This is a genomic window from Paenibacillus germinis (assembly GCF_013141785.1).
In the GTDB taxonomy this organism is placed as follows: Bacteria; Bacillota; Bacilli; order Paenibacillales; family NBRC-103111; genus Paenibacillus_E; species Paenibacillus_E phytorum.
In genome coordinates, this window is the sequence record NZ_WHOC01000082.1 from 93,376 (window position 1) to 112,729 (window position 19,354).

The 19,354-nt window shown below is 45.2% G+C and carries 14 protein-coding genes; 11 read left to right on the plus strand and 3 right to left on the minus strand.

What is annotated here, in order from left to right; translation table 11 throughout:
- Positions 1-3: 3 nt before the first annotated feature.
- Positions 4-882, plus strand: coding sequence for a GNAT family N-acetyltransferase (locus GC102_RS17230; RefSeq protein WP_171690641.1), 879 nt, complete (start codon positions 4-6; stop codon positions 880-882).
- Positions 883-909: 27 nt separating this feature from the next.
- On the opposite strand, the gene GC102_RS17235 is transcribed toward GC102_RS17230, so the two are convergent.
- A complete protein-coding gene (locus tag GC102_RS17235; RefSeq protein ID WP_171690642.1) occupies positions 910-2,145 on the minus strand; it encodes an SH3 domain-containing protein in 1,236 nt (411 codons plus the stop codon).
- Between the two features lie 158 nt (positions 2,146-2,303).
- Positions 2,304-2,741 (minus strand): DUF6376 family protein, encoded by a 438-nt coding sequence (locus GC102_RS17240; RefSeq protein WP_171690643.1) that lies wholly within the window; start codon positions 2,739-2,741, stop codon positions 2,304-2,306.
- A gap of 254 nt (positions 2,742-2,995) precedes the next feature.
- Between GC102_RS17240 and GC102_RS17245 the strand changes: the two genes are divergently transcribed.
- From GC102_RS17245 to GC102_RS17290, 10 genes are all read left to right on the plus strand, one after another.
- On the plus strand, positions 2,996-4,207 hold the full coding sequence (locus tag GC102_RS17245) for an ROK family transcriptional regulator (protein WP_171690644.1): 1,212 nt from the start codon (positions 2,996-2,998) through the stop codon (positions 4,205-4,207).
- Positions 4,194-5,324: an extracellular solute-binding protein gene (locus GC102_RS17250; protein WP_171690645.1), complete on the plus strand. Its 1,131-nt coding sequence runs from the start codon at positions 4,194-4,196 to the stop codon at positions 5,322-5,324. Before GC102_RS17245 ends, GC102_RS17250 begins: the two co-directional genes overlap by 14 nt.
- Before the next feature lie 65 nt (positions 5,325-5,389).
- A complete protein-coding gene (locus GC102_RS17255; RefSeq protein ID WP_171690646.1) occupies positions 5,390-6,472 on the plus strand; it encodes an ABC transporter ATP-binding protein in 1,083 nt (360 codons plus the stop codon).
- Positions 6,473-6,487: 15 nt separating this feature from the next.
- The gene (locus GC102_RS17260) at positions 6,488-8,218 is read left to right on the plus strand and encodes an ABC transporter permease (protein WP_171690647.1); all 1,731 of its coding nucleotides are present in this window, start codon (positions 6,488-6,490) and stop codon (positions 8,216-8,218) included.
- Positions 8,219-8,295: 77 nt separating this feature from the next.
- A complete protein-coding gene (locus tag GC102_RS17265) occupies positions 8,296-10,821 on the plus strand; it encodes an NEW3 domain-containing protein (RefSeq protein ID WP_312883304.1) in 2,526 nt (841 codons plus the stop codon).
- A 59-nt stretch (positions 10,822-10,880) separates the two neighbouring features.
- On the plus strand, positions 10,881-11,660 hold the full coding sequence (locus tag GC102_RS17270) for a creatininase family protein (protein ID WP_171690648.1): 780 nt from the start codon (positions 10,881-10,883) through the stop codon (positions 11,658-11,660).
- Entirely contained in the window at positions 11,647-13,155 is a 1,509-nt protein-coding gene (gene argH / locus GC102_RS17275; RefSeq protein WP_171690649.1) for an argininosuccinate lyase, read from the plus strand. The genes GC102_RS17270 and argH overlap by 14 nt, the downstream gene beginning before the upstream one ends.
- Positions 13,155-14,141, plus strand: coding sequence for an N-acetylglucosamine kinase (locus GC102_RS17280; RefSeq protein WP_171690650.1), 987 nt, complete (start codon positions 13,155-13,157; stop codon positions 14,139-14,141). The genes argH and GC102_RS17280 overlap by 1 nt, the downstream gene beginning before the upstream one ends.
- Positions 14,142-14,162: 21 nt before the next feature.
- Positions 14,163-14,906, plus strand: coding sequence for a PIG-L deacetylase family protein (locus GC102_RS17285; RefSeq protein ID WP_171690651.1), 744 nt, complete (start codon positions 14,163-14,165; stop codon positions 14,904-14,906).
- Between the two features lie 421 nt (positions 14,907-15,327).
- Positions 15,328-18,327, plus strand: coding sequence for a carbohydrate binding domain-containing protein (locus GC102_RS17290; protein ID WP_171690652.1), 3,000 nt, complete (start codon positions 15,328-15,330; stop codon positions 18,325-18,327).
- 142 nt (positions 18,328-18,469) lie between these two features.
- On the opposite strand, the gene GC102_RS17295 is transcribed toward GC102_RS17290, so the two are convergent.
- Positions 18,470-19,324 (minus strand): NAD-dependent epimerase/dehydratase family protein, encoded by an 855-nt coding sequence (locus GC102_RS17295; RefSeq protein ID WP_171690653.1) that lies wholly within the window; start codon positions 19,322-19,324, stop codon positions 18,470-18,472.
- Between the last annotated feature and the right edge of the window lie 30 nt (positions 19,325-19,354).

Below are 19,354 nucleotides of genomic sequence, written 5' to 3' on the forward strand. Positions count from 1 at the left end.
CTTATGATTTTCAAAAAAATGAGCGAATTGTCGGCTGGAGACATGGTGTCGTTGTGGAATAAGGGGTTCGAAGGATATTTCTTAAATAGTACATTGAGCTTGGACAAATTTCTTGCAAGAACAGTTAGTGAAGGCCTCTCACTAGAGCATTCCTTAGTCGTATATGAAAATAGTGACCCTTTTGGTTTCGTGATGAATGGGTTCCGTGTCATAGAAGGAAGGAAAGTGGCATGGAACGGGGGGACTGGCATTTCGCCTGATCATAGGGGAAAAGGGATCGGGAAAATATTGATGGAAAGAAACCTCCAGTTGTATCGTGAACAAGGTGTGGATATCGCCTTCCTGGAGGCACTCATTCAAAACAAAGCTGCGATAAAGCTCTATCAAAGTGTAGGCTATGGTATTACCGAGCAGCTAATCTGCTTACAACATACAGAAGATCTGGACGCAAGTCTCCTGCAGCCAAACACTTCTAGCGGGTATGTTACCAGACGAGGACTGCCTGTGGAAGTCAAAGGACTGTCTTTCTACAGACAGTTGTCAGCGTGGCAAACACAATGGGCCAGTATGAAAGATGGGGAATCTATCATTATCTCAGATGATGGAGATGAGGTGATTGGCTATGCACTTTTTAAGCGCGTTTTCGGAGAAGACGGTAACCTGGTTACCATCGCTCTTTACCAATGTGAATCGATTCCGGGCCGAGCAGACGCAGAAGATATCCTCAAGGCAATATTAAGTGAAGTATATGCACCTTTGTCTTCCTCTTGTAAGCGTATAACCATGAACATAAGAGATTCCAACAAGGTGCTCGTAGGGTTATTAGATCGTTTAGGATTTACTACATTTGTGGAACAAGTGCACATGATTCGTCAATTATAAGATCTTTTAAAAGAGCAAAAAAAGCGCTTAATAAGCGCTTTTGAATTGTACGTTGACAAGCCGAAACGTATAGTTATGAAAGCTTGGTTCCATACGATCCAAGAAGCCATTGAACGGAATGTCATCATTTTGTTGGACACCCGAGACACTCGTTGATGCGCTGGCTAGGAGGTTTCCTTTATCGTCAACCATTTGCAAGGTGAAGCTAAAACCACCGTAGCCTTCGTATTTTGGCATGTTCACCACATATAATCGGCCCGAAACGGCTTTGTTGCCTGACACAGTTTGAGGGAACACGTGAATGTATCCATTATTGTCAGAGATTTTATTGGGATTGAGATCCTCGTTGTCATTATGGAGCAGCCATGCATCGCCCATCCAAGTGGGAATTTGAAACCAAGTGTTCCCCCACACATCTTGCACTTTTCCTTTCGCGTGCACCGTTTGCGGCGCTAACGGGTCCAAAAAACTCTGAAGATTGGGATATTCATAAAGCGATGTTTTTTCCGTTAACGGGATGTCAATGCTGATTTCCTCCACCACTGGTGGCTGAGAATAACGTGTGGAAACCCAACCTAGTTTCCCATCGCTGGTTTTCACTTTGTAAAAATCCCCATGGAGGGCAATTGCCCGTAACGTTTGAGGCTCGATCGTTGGCGTGTTTGAACTGTAGGGCTGGTTGGAAGGTGCTCTAAAAAGTGATGCTCTACCTTGCAAGTTCACAGTCTCATATGTTGTTTTTGTCACATCTTCAATCACGTCAGCTTGATAAGGTGTGAACCATTTATCGCCAAGCCAGGTGTCAATGAGCCAAGAAGGATTTTGCAGGGGGCGATAAAACACTCCCTTGGTATGAACAATTTGACTGGAAAGCGTCGCTCCCGTGCTACCATACTCAGGTCCATTGTACAATGCCATTTCTCCCGACACGTCTAGAAACTCATCTTTTGGCGTCATCCACCCAATTTCATGATAGTCAATATGGATCCACTGCTCCCCTAGCCAGTTCGTTTGAATTTTCACCCATTTCTTGTCGCTGGGCAGAGGTCTATACCAATCGGTCTCTGCACTCACAGTTTGAACGTTTTGCGGGGTTAATGAAGCCCAAGAGGGAGTGGATCCGTTCGGGTTCGAGTACAATTTCGTTTCATGCAACAGCGTGATCGTGTTTGGTAAGGTTGGCGACCATTCATCCGCAAAAATCAATTGAGAAAAAGATAAGACTCCAAACAACCCGCAAATCAATACGACCGATTTTTTCATCGCTTTTATCGCCTCCATTTTCACGTTTTGAACAATCCACGGCTCTATTTTCCATATAATGGATATAATCAATTTGACGTATTTATCATGAAAAAGTTGCGATAATACAATTTCTTCGAAAGCCACACAAAAAAGAACTTCACCTATCGGTGAAGTTCTTACGAGCCTAAATTTGTAATTCGATTGATTAAACCTGTTATATCATTAATTGTAGTTAAGATTTGTGAGTTTTGAAGTTTATCAAGTGCCAAATGACCATTCTCTACCACATTATTTATCTCTTTTAACAATACTTCATTTTTTTCTACCAATTGTTGATGAATATCCTTTGCAAATGAAGGAACACTTTTCAGATTAAATTGTTCTATTTCCTTTTTTAATCCGTTTAATTGATTTTCAAGTTCCTGTTTTGTTTCGGGATTCAACGCGGCATCTTTCATCATTTGCGGTGCTTGTTCAGCAAAATCACTTAATTTATTGATGTGCTGCGTAGCTTGATTTACATAGTCTATTGAGTTATTTGCTCCTTCTAATAGTGAACACGCGCTCAACATCATTGTTGAAAGAATTACTAATAGGAACATCCATTTTTTCATGTTAGTATCTCTCCTTTACCTGTTATTTTGCTAGCAGAAAATAATTTTTGTTATTGGTTTATTACGCTTTTCTATAATTAGGGTTTCAAATTCAGAAGGGCTGTCATATGGCAGTCTTTTTTTCCATTCATGCGCGAATAGATGATTACAATCTCACTTTTTTATTGAAGTTGTACTTAATTCGATAAATCCATAATAAGTATCGTATTAGAAAACTTTGTTAGTCATTCTAACTATCAAAGGGGGTGAACAAGGTGCTTGGTCGCAATCAAACTGGTAATAGCAAGCTCGTTAAACAATTGAACAGACAAGAGATTCTGCGTAAGCTTCGGGAAAATAAGCGAGTTTCTAGAGCAGATTTGGCGAAGCTAACAGAGCTAAGCCGTCCATGCGTATCTGCGTTGGTCGATGAAATGATGAAGGAAGGGTTAATCCATGAAGTTGGTGTAGGTGAGTCCAAAGGCGGAAGGAAGCCGATCCTGCTTGAATATAATTTTCAAGCTTATGGCGTAGTTGGGGCGATTTTTGAGGGTAGTACGCTGTATATGTCTATCGCTGATCTAAGTGGAGATTTGTTAGTTGATTACCACTTTCGCTTGCAACAACCAACTAACGGAGATATGGCCATTCGTTGTCTGGAATTGGGTCTGCAGACTTTGCTTAGCAAGAGTGGGTTCGAGAAATCTCGCTTACTAGGTGTTGGCTTAGGCTTACCCGGAATTACACAGCGTCGCGATGGAACCGTGAGTTATGCGCCAAGCACAGGATGGATGGGATTACCGGTGAAACAGGAGATCGAGGAGCGATTAGGTCTACCTGTTGTGATTGATAATGACGTTAACTTGATGACATTAGGGGAGTTTCATAAAGGTGTCGGCAACGGAGTTAAGAATCAGATTTATATGTATGTAGGGACGGGAATCGGCGCGGGAATCATCCTAGATGGACAATTTTATAGAGGCTCGCGTGAAGCATCAGGAGAGATCGGATATATGATGGTGGGTCAGGTAAAGAAGCTTAATCGGGGTGAATATGGCGTTTTTGAAGGGAATTACTCGGTCCCAGTCATCCAAGAAAAGGCCAGAAAAGTACTGCCTTCCTTTGCGGAAGAGCCGGGTGTGATTAAACAACTAATTCGCCATACGGAAGATGGCCATATAGAGGCAGGCCGATTATTAAATGACATCTACAGACATTGGGCCTACGGAATCGCGAATATGGTCAGTATACTAGATCCAGATTTGTTGATTTTAAGCGGGGAGATGATTGACATCGATGAAAGCGGTGTTGAGAAAATCCAAGGTATGCTGACGGAATGGGTTCCGTACGTACCCCAAATCAAGCTGGCAGCTCTAGGCTACAAAGCGGGCATCATCGGGGCGATTCACAGTGTCCTAGAAGCTTTCCCCGTAGTAAATTCCAACAAAATATACCTTTCGGGAGGTTATGTAAATGAAAGCAAGTAAGGGGAATGTGTCCAGAATGCTCGTAGGCACTCTAGTGAGCATCATGATGGTTGTAATTACAGCTTGCGGAGGCTCCGCGCCGAGCTCTGGAAATGCTAGTCCAGCACCCACGGTGAAGCCATCTGACAAACCGGTTGCTACGGAGGCACCTAAGCCCGCAGAGAAGCAAAAGCTTGTTATTTATACAGCTAGAGATAAAAGTGTTGTCGATGAAATTATTCCAAAATTCAATGCGAAGCATCCAGAAGTTGAGGTCGAGGTATTAACGATGGGTGCGCAGCAGATTCTGGAGCGTGTGCGGGGAGAAAAGGCTAACCCTCAAGCTGATTTCTGGTGGGGCGGCACCCAATCCGGTCTGATGACTGCGGCGAACGAAGATCTCTTGGAAAGCTTCAAGCCAAGTTTCGCAGACAGCATACCAGCTTTGTACAAAGATGCTAAGGATCGTTGGTACGGTGAAATGCTGCTGCCCGAAGTGATCATGTACAACTCCAAAGCACTTAAACAGGAGGATGCTCCTAAAGATTGGGACGCACTTCTTGATCCGAAATACAAAGACAAAATCATTATTCGGGGAGTGCTTGCATCAGGAACGATGAGAACGATTTATTCCGCTATGATTTTCAAAGAAGGTGCCGCTGATCCTAAAAAAGGGTACGACTGGCTGAAAAAGCTGGATGCCAATACGAAGGAATATGCGCAGGATCCTACTAACCTTTACTTAAAATTAGCCCGTGAAGAAGGAACACTTTCGCTCTGGAACTTACAGGACATTATGATTCAGAAGCATTTGAAAAATCAGCCGTTTGATTTTATTTACCCAACGAGCGGGGCACCTATCCTTGTAGACGGCGTAGGTATGGTGAAAAATGCTAAGAACAAAGAGGCGGCGAAGAAATTTTATGAATTTCTTTTCGACTCGAAGCTTCGTATAGAGCTTGCCGATAAATTGTTCCAGATTCCTACACGTACGGATATTAGCAAAGACTCGCTTCCAGCTTGGTTGAAAGGCATTGAATTGAAACCAATGAACCTCGATTGGACGGTCATGGCTGAAAAAGAAAAAGATTGGATGCAGTATTGGGATGAGAGCATTAAAGGGAAAGGCGCGAAATAAGCGCAACATCCGTTCGGGTAGAGATAGCTCCTCTACCCGAGCTCAAAGTAAGGGAGGTACTGTACGTGATCGAAGTCGCTCTAGAACATGTAACCAAGCAATTTGGGAAAGTATCGGGCGTTCAGGATGTGCATATTCGGATTAAGCCCGGTGAATTCTTTACTTTCCTTGGCCCCAGCGGATGCGGAAAAACAACAACTTTGAGAATGATTGCCGGCTTTTACTATCCTACCTCTGGGCGTATCGTATTTGGCAATCAAGACGTAACGACAGTGCCGCCTCACAAACGCAATACGGGAATGGTGTTTCAGAACTATGCCTTATTTCCTCATCTGACGGTATTTGAGAATGTGGCCTTTGGTCTCCAAGTTAGAAAACGGCCGAAAGACGAGAGGCTCCAAAGGGTAGAGCGTGCGTTACAGCAAGTACACTTACAGGGATACGGAAATCGGCGAATTGACCAATTATCAGGTGGTCAGCAGCAGCGTGTTGCGCTAGCCAGAGCACTTGTGATTGAGCCGAATATTTTACTTCTAGATGAGCCTTTATCCAACTTAGATGCCAAACTGAGAGAAGAAACACGCTTGGAGATTAAAAGGCTGCAGCTTGAATCTGGCATTACAACCATTTACGTGACGCATGATCAAGCTGAGGCTATGGCGATGTCTGATCGGATTATGGTCATGCAAGGCGGCGTTGTACAGCAGGTTGGAAAGCCGGAGGAAATCTACAACCGACCTATTAACCGTTTTGTCGCTTCCTTTATAGGCGAGTCTAATTTGTGGAATGGAACCGTGGAGCGAATAGAAGGAGATCAGGTCTACGTCAGAGTTTCACCCGATCTAGTTCTAAGTGGGTTACTGAATCATACGGCACCTAATTGTCATCTGGCAGTGGGCGCACAAACCACTCTGTCTATTCGTCCTGAGGCGGTGCGCGAGGCACAATCAGAATCTCCACAATCGGAGAACACTTTCCTAGCTAAAGTTGTCATCGCAGAATTCACCGGGGTGAATGTCAATTATTTGACGGACGTATCCAATAAGCCACTGAAAGCGATGTTCGTCAATCAGGGTCATCAAGTACGACAGCGTGACGATACACTTGCGATGCATATACCAAAGGAAAGCATTTACTTTTTAGAATAGGCGGAGGATGAGAATATGACCTTCAAGAAACCAGTATCTCATCAACCAGTGATCAAACGGCCATCCATCACTTCTTCGCCTCATTTCGTATACGTATTAATTGCTCCCTTGTTCCTGATACTGCTGGGCTATGTACTCTTTCCGCTGTATCAAACCTTTATTCAGAGCATTCAAATGGAAGGTAATTTTACTTTTAAAAACTATGCACGGTTCTTCAGCTTGGAGCATACCGCCAATTTGGAAGCCCTCTGGACCAGTGTATATATATCCGTTCTTAGTGTCGTGACATGCGCAATAGTCGGAGTTACCATGGCTTTTCTATTGGAACGCTATGAGTTTCCAGGCCGCAAGGCTCTGACAGTTCTTGCCATGGTGCCGATGGCGCTTCCACCGCTGGTTGGCGTACTTTCATTCACTTTTCTATATGGAGAAAGCGGTATTATTCCGCGGACGCTCAAGCTTTGGTTTGAGATGGACCACGTGCCGTTCTCGCTAAAAGGAGTATGGGGCGTTCTCATGGTTCACACCTTTACGATGTACACCTATTTCTATATGACCGCTTCTGCTGCGATCAAGGGTCTCGACCCCTCACTGGAGGAAGCAGCTGCAAGTCTTGGAGCCGGACGTCTTTATATCTGGCGGAGAATCATATTACCCATGCTCACTCCAGCTATCGTGGCTTCGTCCTTGCTTGTCTTCATGATTGCCATGGCTTCTTATACGGCTCCTCTCATTTTCGGAATCGACAGAACGATGACGATGCAAATCTATTTATCCCGAACAAATGGAAATTTGGATATGGCGGCCACACAGTCTACCTTATTATCCATTGTTTCCATCCTGTTTCTCATCATTATGCGCTGGTATCAAGGCTTGCGAAATTACCAGAATTTGAGCAAAGGAGTTAGTGTACATCGGACCGAGGTCAAGAGTGCATGGGGAAAATATACAGCTATGATCCTCTCCACGATAGGCGTCGTCATTCTGCTATTGCCTATTCTGGTATTGATTCTCATATCCTTTTCCACTGATGGTACATGGACGACACAAATACTACCGCCTCAATATACTTTTAGCCATTATGTGGAATTGTTTACGGACAGCAAAACGTGGCGACCTATTGCGAATAGCTTCAAAATGAGCTTTGTTGCAACGGTAGGCAATGTGATATTCGGTGTTGCTGCTGCCTATGCGATCGTACGCCTCAAATTTAAAGGGAAAACATTGCTTGATGTGTTTATTATGCTCCCTTGGGCATTACCAGGAACAGTTGTAGGGATTAATTTAATTACAGCTTTCAGTACACCGTCTGCCTACAGTTTTGGGCAAGTTCTTGTGGGGACGTTCTGGATTTTGCCATTAGCTTACTTTGTGCGTCATTTACCGCTTGTATTCCGTTCAACGTCGGCTACGCTTATGCAGATGGATCCTTCGATCGAAGAGGCAGCCCGGAATCTGGGAGCTTCCTGGTGGTATAGCTTTCGTCGCATCGTATTTCCCTTGTCGCTTAGTGGGATCTTAGCGGGAACTTTATTGGCCTTCGTAACAGGTATTGGTGAATTCGTATCATCGATTCTGTTGTTTACATCTAGAACAGCCCCGATTTCGGTGGAAATTTTCCAAAGAATGTATGCGTTTGAATTCGGAACCGCTTGCGCCTATGGCGTCCTTCAGATCATCCTTATAATCATTGTTCTCTTTATCTCTAAAAAATTAACCGGTGACAAAGCGGGTACAGCTGTGTAAAGGTTGATCATTCTGCGGGAACTTCTAGAGTTCAAGACCGCTGCTTGATGATAAAAGGTGAATAAGGAGGAGTTAAAGTGAAGAAAGGTACATGGAGGAAAGTGTTTACGAGTATTACTAGCGTTGCCGTAGTAGGTTCCTTGCTGCTTCCTAGCATGGCGCAGCCGGTCAGCGCTGATAGAGGTGTAGTTGATCTCTGGAAATCGATTAAACCACTCACAACCATCGCGAGTGCTATGAATACAGGAGCTCACCCGGACGACGAGCATAGCGCTATGCTTGCCTATCTTTCATTAGGAAGAGGGGTCAATACGTTAAGTGTCATTGCAAACCGTGGGGAAGGGGGCCAAAATGAGATCGGCAGTGAACTAGGTAATGCGCTAGGTATTATTCGTTCACGCGAACTACAGGAAGCTTCCAAAATCACGAATGTCACGTTGGGTATGTTAAGCGAGCAAATCAATGATCCTATCTTTGACTTCGGTTTTTCTAAAAGCCCCGATGAAACACTGAAAAAGTGGGGAGATTCGGTGGTCTATGAAAGACTTATTCGAAAAATCCGGGAGTTGCGGCCTGACGTAGTCATTCCTTCTTTCCTCAACGAAGAATCGACACATGGTCATCATAGGGCCATTAACGTCATAACCGTTCGTGCGTTCAAGGATGCAGCTAACCCAGAGGTGTTTCCAGAACATTTGAAAAAGGGGCTGCAGCCTTGGCAAGTAAAGAAGCTGTATCTTCCTGCCAATGATAAGGATTACAACGTGGCTGTACCTGTAGGAGATTACGATGAAATTTACGGCGCTTCTTATGTCCAATTGGGAGAAGAATCCCGTTTTATGCATAAGAGCCAAGGGATGGGAAGACACGTTGATGAAGGTCCGAGCTTCAACTATTACAAATTAAATTCTTCGGTTAAATCCGAAAAGGAGAATGATTTCTTCGATGGCATTGCTTTCTCCTTCGACGATTTGGCTAAAGAGATAGAAGCGAAGGGCAAAGATAACAAAGTAATCAAAGATTTACGAGCCCTCCATAAGGATGCGGATGAAGTCGTTAAAGCATACCCCGTGTTCTCTGACGTGGCGCGAGAGGTTCAAGAAATGAAGGCGGATGTTGAAACAGCCGTGAGCGATGTGAAGGCATCGACACTAGATGCAAGCGTCAAGACCGATTTGCTGTATCGCCTTCAAGTGAAGGATGCTCAACTGAATAAAGCAGGTATGGAAGCATCGTCGTTGGTTGTGAAGGTAAAACCAGAAACTGGCGAAATCGTTGCTGGTCAAACGGTCAAAATGGTAGTATCCGCTTACAGTGGCGGTAAGAACAACCTGAAGAACGTTGAGCTCGGGCTGAATGTACCTGAGGGCTGGACAACGAAAGCAGTCGGAAACACAAAGTTTGACCAGCTTAGCTACAATAAGACGGTTTCTGCCACTTTTGAGGTTCAAGTCCCTAAGGATGCAGTTGAGTTCCAGGTATATCAACCTTCTGTAGTAAGTGCGGATGTCTTGTATCAGTTAAATAATGTTTCAGGAAAAATACGTGTTACCCCATCGAATCAAGTGGCTGTGCTCCCGGCTTTTGCTATGTCGTTGAGCCCTGAGGCTACGGTACTTAACACATTGAAAACCGAAGAGCCTCTTCCGGTCAAGGTTACAGTGCGCAACTACTCGCCAGGCGCTACCAAAACGTCCATTTCCTTGAACGTCCCTAAGGATTGGAATGTAACACCTGCATCTCAAGAAGTTAATTTCGCTGCAAAAGGTGAAACGAAGCCGCTTACGTTCCAAGTCAAAGCTCCTGCTGGAACAGCAGTTGGCAAATATACAGTAACAGCGGTAGCAACTAGCGGTGATGTTACCAGCAAAGAAAACGTACAAATTATCGATTATCCACATATCGGTAAAACCTATTTGATTCAGCCAGCAGAATTAAAGATTCAAGCATTTGATTTGAAGGTGCCTACAGGTCTCAAAGTGGGATATGTATCTAGTGGTTTCGATAATATTGATCAGTACTTAACCCAATTTGGCGTGAACGTAACGAAACTAGACGATAAAGCGATCCAGTCAGCTGACTTATCTCAATATGATACGATTGTATTGGGCATTCGGGCATATGGTTTCCGTCCAGAGCTGTTATCGAGCAATCAAAGACTTCTCTCTTATGTGGAAAATGGCGGAAATCTCGTCGTTCAATATCATAAGCCGGAAGATAAATGGAAACCTGAACTTGCCCCTTATCCGATAAAAATTGGAGAACCGTTAATTCAATGGCGTGTCACAGATGAGAATTCCAAAGTAACAATGCTAGCGCCTGATCATCCGATCTTTACGACGCCTAATAAGATTACAGATGCAGATTGGAACAATTGGATTCAAGATCGTTCGGCTTACAACCCTGCTGAGTGGGGCAAAGAGTACACGCAGCTGATATCTAACGGCGATGCAGGGGAGAAGGAATTTACCGGAACGTTCTTAAGCGCTAAATACGGTAAGGGAACCTACACCTATAGTTCGCTTGTATGGTACCGTGAAATTCCGAACCTTGTCCCTGGTTCTATTCGTCTCTTCGTGAACATGATCAGCTTAAAGCAATAATAACAACAGAGGGAGACCTGTACGGGCCTCCCGATTTACCAAACGGGGGAATCAAGCCCATGGATATTAAGGAAGTACACGGTCGTGATCTACAGACTGTCTTAGAAGAAGTCCGTTTTGCAGTGGTGCCGCTCGGATCCATCGAATATCACGGGCCGCATTCACCGCTCGGAACTGATGTCATACTAGCGAATGGTTTCGCTGAGCGTCTACATCCTGCCTTGAAGCCGCTCATTTATCCCGTCATCCCTTATACGGCTTGTCCTGGAAAGACCCGTCAGTATCCAGGAACAATCTCAGTGAGTCCGTCTGTCATCACGGATTATTTATATGAAATTGTTGACGGGATCTGTCAGATGGGTATCCGAAATGTGCTTTTGTTAAACGCACATGATGGGAATATGGGTGTTTCCAGAACAGTAGCTGAAGCCATTACAGCAACCTATAAGGACGCTAGTGTTCTATTAGTGAACTGGTGGCAAATGGTAACAACGCAAAGTGCCGAAGAAGTTGGAATCTTTAAAGGAACAACTGGCAGAGGTCATGGTGGCCCGTATGAAATGTCGGTTGTCAAAGCATTTCGACCTGATTTGGTTCACGTAAGTGACAGTGACGTAGACCTAACTGCAAATCATTCACTTTCGAATCTGCCATATGTATTAGTGGAAGGCAGTCCAGCAGGTTGGGATGGCTACACAGGGCATGTCGGGCAGACATCGTTAGAAGCAGGGGAATGGATTATAGCGGAAGCAATCACCAACTTACATCAATTACTTGAAAACTGGTTACAGAAACCAGTAATGAAAGACGGGGGTGAACAACTGGATGGGAAATCGTGAGTCTATTATGGAAAGTGAAGGTAAGGTTTTTCCTGGTAAAACCTATATAGAAGCTGTTCTAGAACCTGCTTATAATGAAGCCAAACAGCATCTATTGGATGCCATGATGGCCATTAACAAAGCTCACTTGATTATGTTGAAGGAGCAGCAATTGATTTCACAAGATGAGGCAAGCCAGATTGCGACAGCCATTGTACATCTTGACATGGATCATCTCCGCCGCTCTAGTTATACGGGTGAGTTTGAGGATTTATTCTTCCAGGTGGAAAGCCAGCTTCAGCAGTACGCAGGCGATGTTGCTGGTAATTTGCATCTAGCGAAGAGCCGTAACGATATGGGTGTCACTATTTACCGGATGGTACTTAGGGAGAAACTTCTGGTTACGATGCAATCCGGTTTACAGTTACGTAAGCAGCTTCTACAATTCGCAGAAGAGCATATCCATACGTTGATGATTGGCTACACACATACCCAGCAGGCGCAGCCAACCACCATGGCTCACTACATCATGGCTGTTGTTGACTCGCTTACGAGAGACATCCGCCGGATGACGGCCGCATACCATAATTGCAACCGAAGTAGTATGGGAGCTGCTGCGCTTACAACGTCGGGCTTTCCTATTGATCGGAAACGAGTGAAAGAGCTTCTAGCCTTCGACGAGCTCGTAGAGAATTCCTATGATGCGATTGGCGGGGCGGATTATTTGGGAGAGGTTGCTACTTCCATTAAACTTGCAGCTATCAACTTGGGTCGAGTCGTGCAGGATTTATTGCTCTGGTGTACACAGGAGTTCGCCGCTATCAAGGTAGCCAGTCCTTATGTACAGATCAGTTCCATCATGCCGCAAAAGCGTAATCCTGTTTCTCTAGAACACATGCGCGCGCTTCTATCTAGCTGCGTAGGTAATGCAGATTCCGTGCTTGCGATGATGCATAATACGCCTTTCGGCGATATTGTTGATACCGAAGACGATATGCAGCCTTATGCATGGAAATCTCTTGAACTCATGGACAAGATCTATCGACTTCTAACAGTCGTAGTGGGGACTATGGATGTAAATAAAGAGGTACTTCGTAAACGGACTGAAGGCAGCTTCGCTACCGTTACCGAACTGGCGGATACCTTGGTTAGAACGGACAAACTCTCCTTCCGAACTTCCCACCATATCGTAAGTTCAGTCGTAAAGAGAGCGATGTCGGAAGGGTTAGCAGCGAACGAAGTTACATGGGAACTCGTCAATGAAGCAGCTAAGGAGATCATCGGTCGTAATTTGATGATGGATAGAGATACATTGGCACTAGCCTTAGACCCTGAGAACTTTATTCAAATACGCTCCTTACCAGGAGGACCAAGCCCCCAAGAGATGATTAGAATGATTCAGATACGGTGTAAGGATCAACTAGCTCTGGATCAATGGTTGACGGAGTCGGATCATAAAAGCCGAACCGCACTGCTGATTTTGGATGAAGTCATGAGGGAGTGGGGGAACCCATAATGTCAGCAAAAAAGATTCCATTTCTTGCTGTGGACGGAGGAGGAACAAAAAGCCTGTGCTACTTCTTCGATATGCATGGTCAGATTCGAGGACAGGGTAGATCAGGGTCTTGTAATTATCAGGGGGTCGGTAAAGAAGCAGCCGTGAGGGAGCTTATCCATGCGATTCGAAATGCTTTGGAGGACGGTAAATTAGTAGGGAATGGGGAGGTTGGCGAAACCGAATTAGAAACGGATTGTGCCGCATTGGGGATCGCTGGTTTGGATACCGAATATGACCGCAGGATCATCCTAGCGTTGGTCGAAGAGGCGCTGCAGTATTTACGTATACGTGCCAAACGTTTAATTATTGAAAATGACGGCTTCGCAGCATTACTTGGGGCAACCAATGGTCAGCCAGGTATTCTTATGATTGCTGGAACGGGATCCATCGTTTATGGCGTTAATGACCAAGGCGTGGTTGCCAGAGCAGGAGGGTGGGGGCACCGAGTTGGGGATGAGGGAAGCGGGTATTGGATCGGTAAACAAGCGATCATTCACATTTTGAAAACCATGGATGGGCGGGTGGCCCCTAACAAATTGGCTGAGCATATTCTTCCTTATTTGGATCTGAAAGATCCTGAGGATTTGTTTAATTGGACATACAATTCGAGCTATTCTGTGGAGAAAGTAGCTGAATTGTCCAGTCTCGTCTCACAAGCTCATACGCAGGGCGATCAAGTGGCTAAGTCCATTATGATTCAGGCAGCCGAACAGTTATTTACATGTGCTAAGGCCGTCATTGAGCGAATAAATTTATATAGACAACCTTTTCAAATCATTTTGCAAGGCGGCGTTCTACAAAACAATGCGTTTGTGAGGGAATATGTAACGAACCAATTCAACACCTTTGCGCCATCCGGACAAATCGAAAACAAGAATAAGGAGCCTATATACGGAATGATGGCTCTGGCTCTAGATCACTATCAGAAATTTCATGATGGATGATTAGTCCAATGGAGGGATCCAATGAAAAAAAGGCTGTTGTTCGTTTTTGCCCATCCTGATGATGAGTCATTCGCTTGTGCCGGCACCATGGCCAAATATAGGGAAGCCGGTCACGACGTCAATTTGATTTGCGCAACCTCTGGTTGTGGGGGAAAGTCTGGTGAGTATTTTGTAACCTGCAAGCAGGAACTCGCCACACTCCGGGAGCAGGAATTGTCACAGGCTTGCGACGTCATAGGAGTAACTAATTTGTACTTGCTTCATTACGCGGATGGTAGTTTGATTAACCAGGATATTAACGAAATAGCCGCAAAAATTGAATCCCATATTGTGCAGCTGCAGCCACACGTCATCGTTACGTTTCCCCCAAACGGAGTGACTGGACATCGAGATCATATAGCCATATCCCGGGCTACAGAACAAGCGATTCTTCAATCCGAGGAGAAATTGATGTCCAGTCAGTATTGCACCTTGTTTTTCGCATCGATTCCTCACTACTATGATTATTGCGCAGATTCAGCACCAACTGGTGCAGTTCCCATAACTGGAAAAGTGAACATAGTGAATCAGCGTGAAACAAAAGGGCGTGCGCTTCATGCACATCGAAGTCAAATCTATTCGGTAAACCGAGCCTATCCAGGTGTCATGCAAGGAGACTATGGGGTTATCGGACAATATGAGTACTACACAAAGGTGCGGGCAGACGGACTGTTTGAAGACATTCAGGAAAGCACGGAAGGAATTCCAGAGATAGAGCTTTGTTAATTAGTGAGCAGATGATACTAAAAGTGGAGCGAGGTTGGCTTATTCAAAAATTTGAGGAATTTATCGCTTGGATCAACCCCCTCTATGAAAATGAAGAGGGTTTTTTTTGTGTAATTTTTGACCCGTCGGTAAAGTATATCTTGAAATTTTATACACTTCTTCTTGAAATTGTCCACACTTTCTAGAAATGATGACATATTTTAAACGCACGTGTGGGCTTAAAATGAGAGTAGATAATCCAGTATACAAGGTATTAACATTCGCTGATCCATCACAGTAACCAGTTGAATGTTAAAGACGGAAGGGAGGTGAACTTGACGAATATAGGCCCCATTGGGTAGGAAAGGAGTTTGTAAACGCAATTCGGTATAGACAGCTTCACGATTGACCGCAGCCAAACTTTGTGTGAGGAGTGGTAATTATGAAAGCAATTACGTTTCGCCCCATGTGGATTCGCCTCGTTTGTATGGTGTTTAGTTGTATGCTTATCATCAGCTGTTTCCAGAGCCTCGATGCTCGCGCATCTGGCATCACGATATCTATCCCCAACTCTTCTTTCGAAGATGCCGGAACCGGCATACCGCATTGGACCACACACCCCACGTACGGCCAAAATACAGCAACCGTCTCGAGTGAGCGAGCTTACACTGGCTTGAACAGTATGAAAATGGTGGATACCAGTTCTACGGCTTCACTAGCTCGAGTCAGCGAAAAGGTTAGCGTTACAGAAGATGAAGAGTACACCGCTTCAGTCTTTGCTTATATTGAGCAAGGATCGGTTGATGTTTGGCTGATCTTCTATAATGGCACTACTGAAACGATTGTTCCGCACACTGGCGTTACGCCAACACTCAATCAATGGACGAAGAGATCTATTACAGCAAAAGCTCCAACTGGTACGACACAAGTAGCGGTCATGGTTTACAGCTCATTAACGACTGTTACAACAGCCTATATCGACGATGTTTCGATCGGTCAAACCGTTAAAAATGCAGGCTTCGAAGACTCGTTAAGCAATACTTGGACAGTGTCCTCTGGTGCAGCCGTTTCGACGGTGCAGAAGGCGGGGGGAACCTACAGTCTTAAACTGGACGATTCCAGCCCAACCACTGCTAGCACTGCGGAAAGCTCGAAGGTAACGGTTTTTACTGGCACAAGAGTCGGAGCTACAGCCAAAATCTACCCGTCCAGCGGCTCCGGACTGAGCATCCACCTTCTTTTCAAGAATTCCGCTGGAACGGTGATTAAAGATTCTGCAAACGATTTCACCGGCACTGCGTCACAATGGACTCCGGTTTCTGTATCCGCTACCGCCCCTACAGGCACAGCATCCGTCTCCATATATCTAACGACCGGGACTACAACTTCGATGGTCGCTTACGTTGATGATGTGACGCTGGATCGCCCGATTGAATACAATCTCGGCACTCAAATTATGAACAATCCTCTTGACGTCGCTGTATTCGGCAAAGATGCAAGCGGTAACACGGATCTAATGTATGTCGGTTCCAGCGGGTTTCCGTCCAAGTTGGTGGTTTACGATGCCCGAACGGGTGAGCTGTTGGATGATCGAGATCTCATGGTTGATCCCAATAACACTAAGATAGAAGCAGTTTGGGGAATGACGGTGGCAACTGATAAGTCCCTCTATTTGGGAACGGCTAACAAGAAAACGATGTTTCGGTATCTCCCCGGCACAGTTGGCACGGTTAATGGGCAAAAAGTAATTACTGGCAGCTCGTTGGTGCCAATCACCCTACAAACCGGAATGGACGTTATCTGGGACGTAACGGCGGGAAGCAACGGAAAAGTCTACGGCGGAACTTCCACCGACGGCAAAGCGTTCCAGTACGATCCGACCGGAGGGACTGTCGTCTTAAACAGTGGCCTACCCATCGTCAGTGGCCTTGATTTCGTGAGGTCGATCGCTTATGCGAGCGATTCTGAGGTCTATATGGGCATGGGACCGACCTCGAATGCGACAATCATTCGCTTTAATCCAACGAATGGAACTCAAACCACCATTTCCCCGCCAAATTATGGCAGCAAGTTTGTGAATAGACTCGATTATATTTCGAACGGATCGGCGTCGAGGGTGTTCGCCCAGCTATCGGCGGGTCCAACGCTGGTATTGGATAGCACAACGGGTGCGATTGCCTCTTCCTTAAGCGATATCGACTCACGTGGCGTATCGATGAAACACCCTTCGGATGACAAAGTGTTCTACACGAAAGGGAATAGTCTTTATAGCTACGATATTTCATCAGCAGCAGAATTAAATCTGGGCGATGTAGGAGGAAGCGCAGCTGGTTATACTTATTTGACCGATGCAGGCAACACTTATCTGTATGCTGCGCTTAAATCAGGAAAAATTTTGAAATATAAGCTCGCAGCAACGCCTACAATTGATACGACGACATCGTTTGTAATTCCAGAATCTGTGACCAAAATCCGGTCACTGGTCAAGGGGCCAGCCGACAATATTTACACAAGCGGCTATTTGCTTGGAGGGATGGGCGTCTATAATCCGGACACATCCGAAGAAAAGCGCTATAAAGGCGCAGGCCAAGCGGAAAATATGACGACATTGGGCAACAATCTGTATCTAGGCATATATCCCGGCGCGTGGATCAAAAAATACGATACAACGTCGACATGGAATGATACTACGAATCCTTCGCTCCTGTTCCAGGATATCGACGACGCCCCTTACAAACAGGATCGTCCGTTTGGCATGTTGGCAGAACCCTCAATGAATCGGCTTTATGTCGGTTCAGTAGCGAGTTCCGGGAATAATAAAGGCTCCTTCACCGTCTATGACTTGTCTACTTCCCAACAAGTCACGACCATTAACGATATTGTCTACCATCAAAGTGTTATTTCACTTGCATACAAGAACAATAAAGTTTTTGGCGGCACATCCGTTTACGGGGGAATCAGCAGCACGGTTGATGCGACGGAAGGAAAAGTGTTCGTTTGGAATACAACGGGCGCCAACTCGACACCTGTTCCTCAATTCGTCCCAGCCCCCGGAAGAAAAGTCATCTCCGATCTCATCGTTGGTCCGGATGGGAAAATATGGGGACTTGCGGAAGGGAACTCGTCAGGCAATTCGTCCCACGATACGACCGCAGATTTGTTTATTATCGATCCGAATAATCCAGATGCTGCTCATACGACAGTATATCCCGACAAATTCAGCTCAATACCCGTGTCTTGGCAAGGCGGCAAGATGGTTGTCGGCAACGACGGTAACGTCTATGTGAGCGTCGGTGCGAAATTGTACGCTGTTGACGCCAATTCTGCCAACAAAGACGCAGTTTCTTTAATCGGGGCAGGTGTGACGCTGCTGACAACGGATAAGTACGGAGATCTTTATTACGTGAAGCACGAAATTAATCTTTACAAGTACGATAAATAAAGGACTCTTCCGTTCTGGATCATTCGACCATGTCTTCGACATGGTCTTTTTTTCATGAATGAGGCTAGCCGTATCATCTGGATGATCTTGACATTACCGATATCAGGATGCTGAGAGTAAATGGTTGGACATGATGCTAAGATTACAAAGCTCCTGCATCTCTAGCTGAATAAAACGAAGGGAAGATTGGTCGATAGTTTAATTCTTCCCTGATGCGTGTTGTATCTACGATCATATCCCATGGGTTGAACTCTTGCTGCATAGCTTCTGTTAAGTGGTGGTCAGTAAGACCATGAAGTCGAAACAGTTCTTCAACAGTTATAGGGGAATCATCAGCAACATTATAAATGTGGCCATTTATTCCATGCATGCAGGAAGCAAGCAGCAAAGCTTGACTTACATCCGCATGGTGTACCATATGAAGCCGTTTGGCGAGGTTCCATTTGCTCATTATTGGAAGAAATTCTGTGACATGGGGATCATGTTCACCATAGACAAAACCAAACCGTAGAATGTGAAGCCCCAATCCCTTCTCACGATGCAGACGGAGCAAGGCTTCTTCTGCTGCCACTTTGGTTTGAGGATAAGGGAATCCAGGTCGTAATTCGTCCTCTTCGCGGCTCGGTCTGTTAGGAGCTCCAGCTCCAGAACCATACACTAAATTGGTGCTCGCAAACACAAATCTTGGAACTTCTGCATCTAAGGCAGCACTTGCTAAAGCAATGCTGGCATCGATGTTTGACAGTTTCGCCACAGCTTCATCTACTCCGCGAAACTGAGCGGCCAAGTGCACCACGACGTCAGTGCCTTGTAAAGCAGTTGCGAGACTTTCCTTCTGCAACAGATCACCTTCGATAACCTCAATACCTAGCTGTTGAAATGTACTCGACTTTGAAACATCTCGGATCATTGCTTTAACGTTATGCCCGTGCTGCAGCAAACGTGGTACAAAGCGGCTCCCTATTTTTCCTGTTGCTCCAGTCAAAAAAACATTCATTTTGATTACCTCCTCGGGTTTGTCAATGCT

Bases quoted from the DNA above. Each gene is read 5' to 3' on its own strand.
- GC102_RS17230 (WP_171690641.1), top strand. From the start codon at position 4: ATGATTTTCAAAAAAATGAGCGAATTGTCGGCTGGAGACATGGTGTCG.
- GC102_RS17235 (WP_171690642.1), bottom strand. From the start codon at position 2,145: ATGAAAAAATCGGTCGTATTGATTTGCGGGTTGTTTGGAGTCTTATCT.
- GC102_RS17240 (WP_171690643.1), bottom strand. From the start codon at position 2,741: ATGAAAAAATGGATGTTCCTATTAGTAATTCTTTCAACAATGATGTTG.
- GC102_RS17250 (WP_171690645.1), top strand. From the start codon at position 4,194: ATGAAAGCAAGTAAGGGGAATGTGTCCAGAATGCTCGTAGGCACTCTA.
- GC102_RS17260 (WP_171690647.1), top strand. From the start codon at position 6,488: ATGACCTTCAAGAAACCAGTATCTCATCAACCAGTGATCAAACGGCCA.
- GC102_RS17270 (WP_171690648.1), top strand. From the start codon at position 10,881: ATGGATATTAAGGAAGTACACGGTCGTGATCTACAGACTGTCTTAGAA.
- argH (WP_171690649.1), top strand. From the start codon at position 11,647: ATGGGAAATCGTGAGTCTATTATGGAAAGTGAAGGTAAGGTTTTTCCT.
- GC102_RS17280 (WP_171690650.1), top strand. From the start codon at position 13,155: ATGTCAGCAAAAAAGATTCCATTTCTTGCTGTGGACGGAGGAGGAACA.
- GC102_RS17285 (WP_171690651.1), top strand. From the start codon at position 14,163: ATGAAAAAAAGGCTGTTGTTCGTTTTTGCCCATCCTGATGATGAGTCA.
- GC102_RS17290 (WP_171690652.1), top strand. From the start codon at position 15,328: ATGAAAGCAATTACGTTTCGCCCCATGTGGATTCGCCTCGTTTGTATG.
- GC102_RS17295 (WP_171690653.1), bottom strand. From the start codon at position 19,324: ATGAATGTTTTTTTGACTGGAGCAACAGGAAAAATAGGGAGCCGCTTT.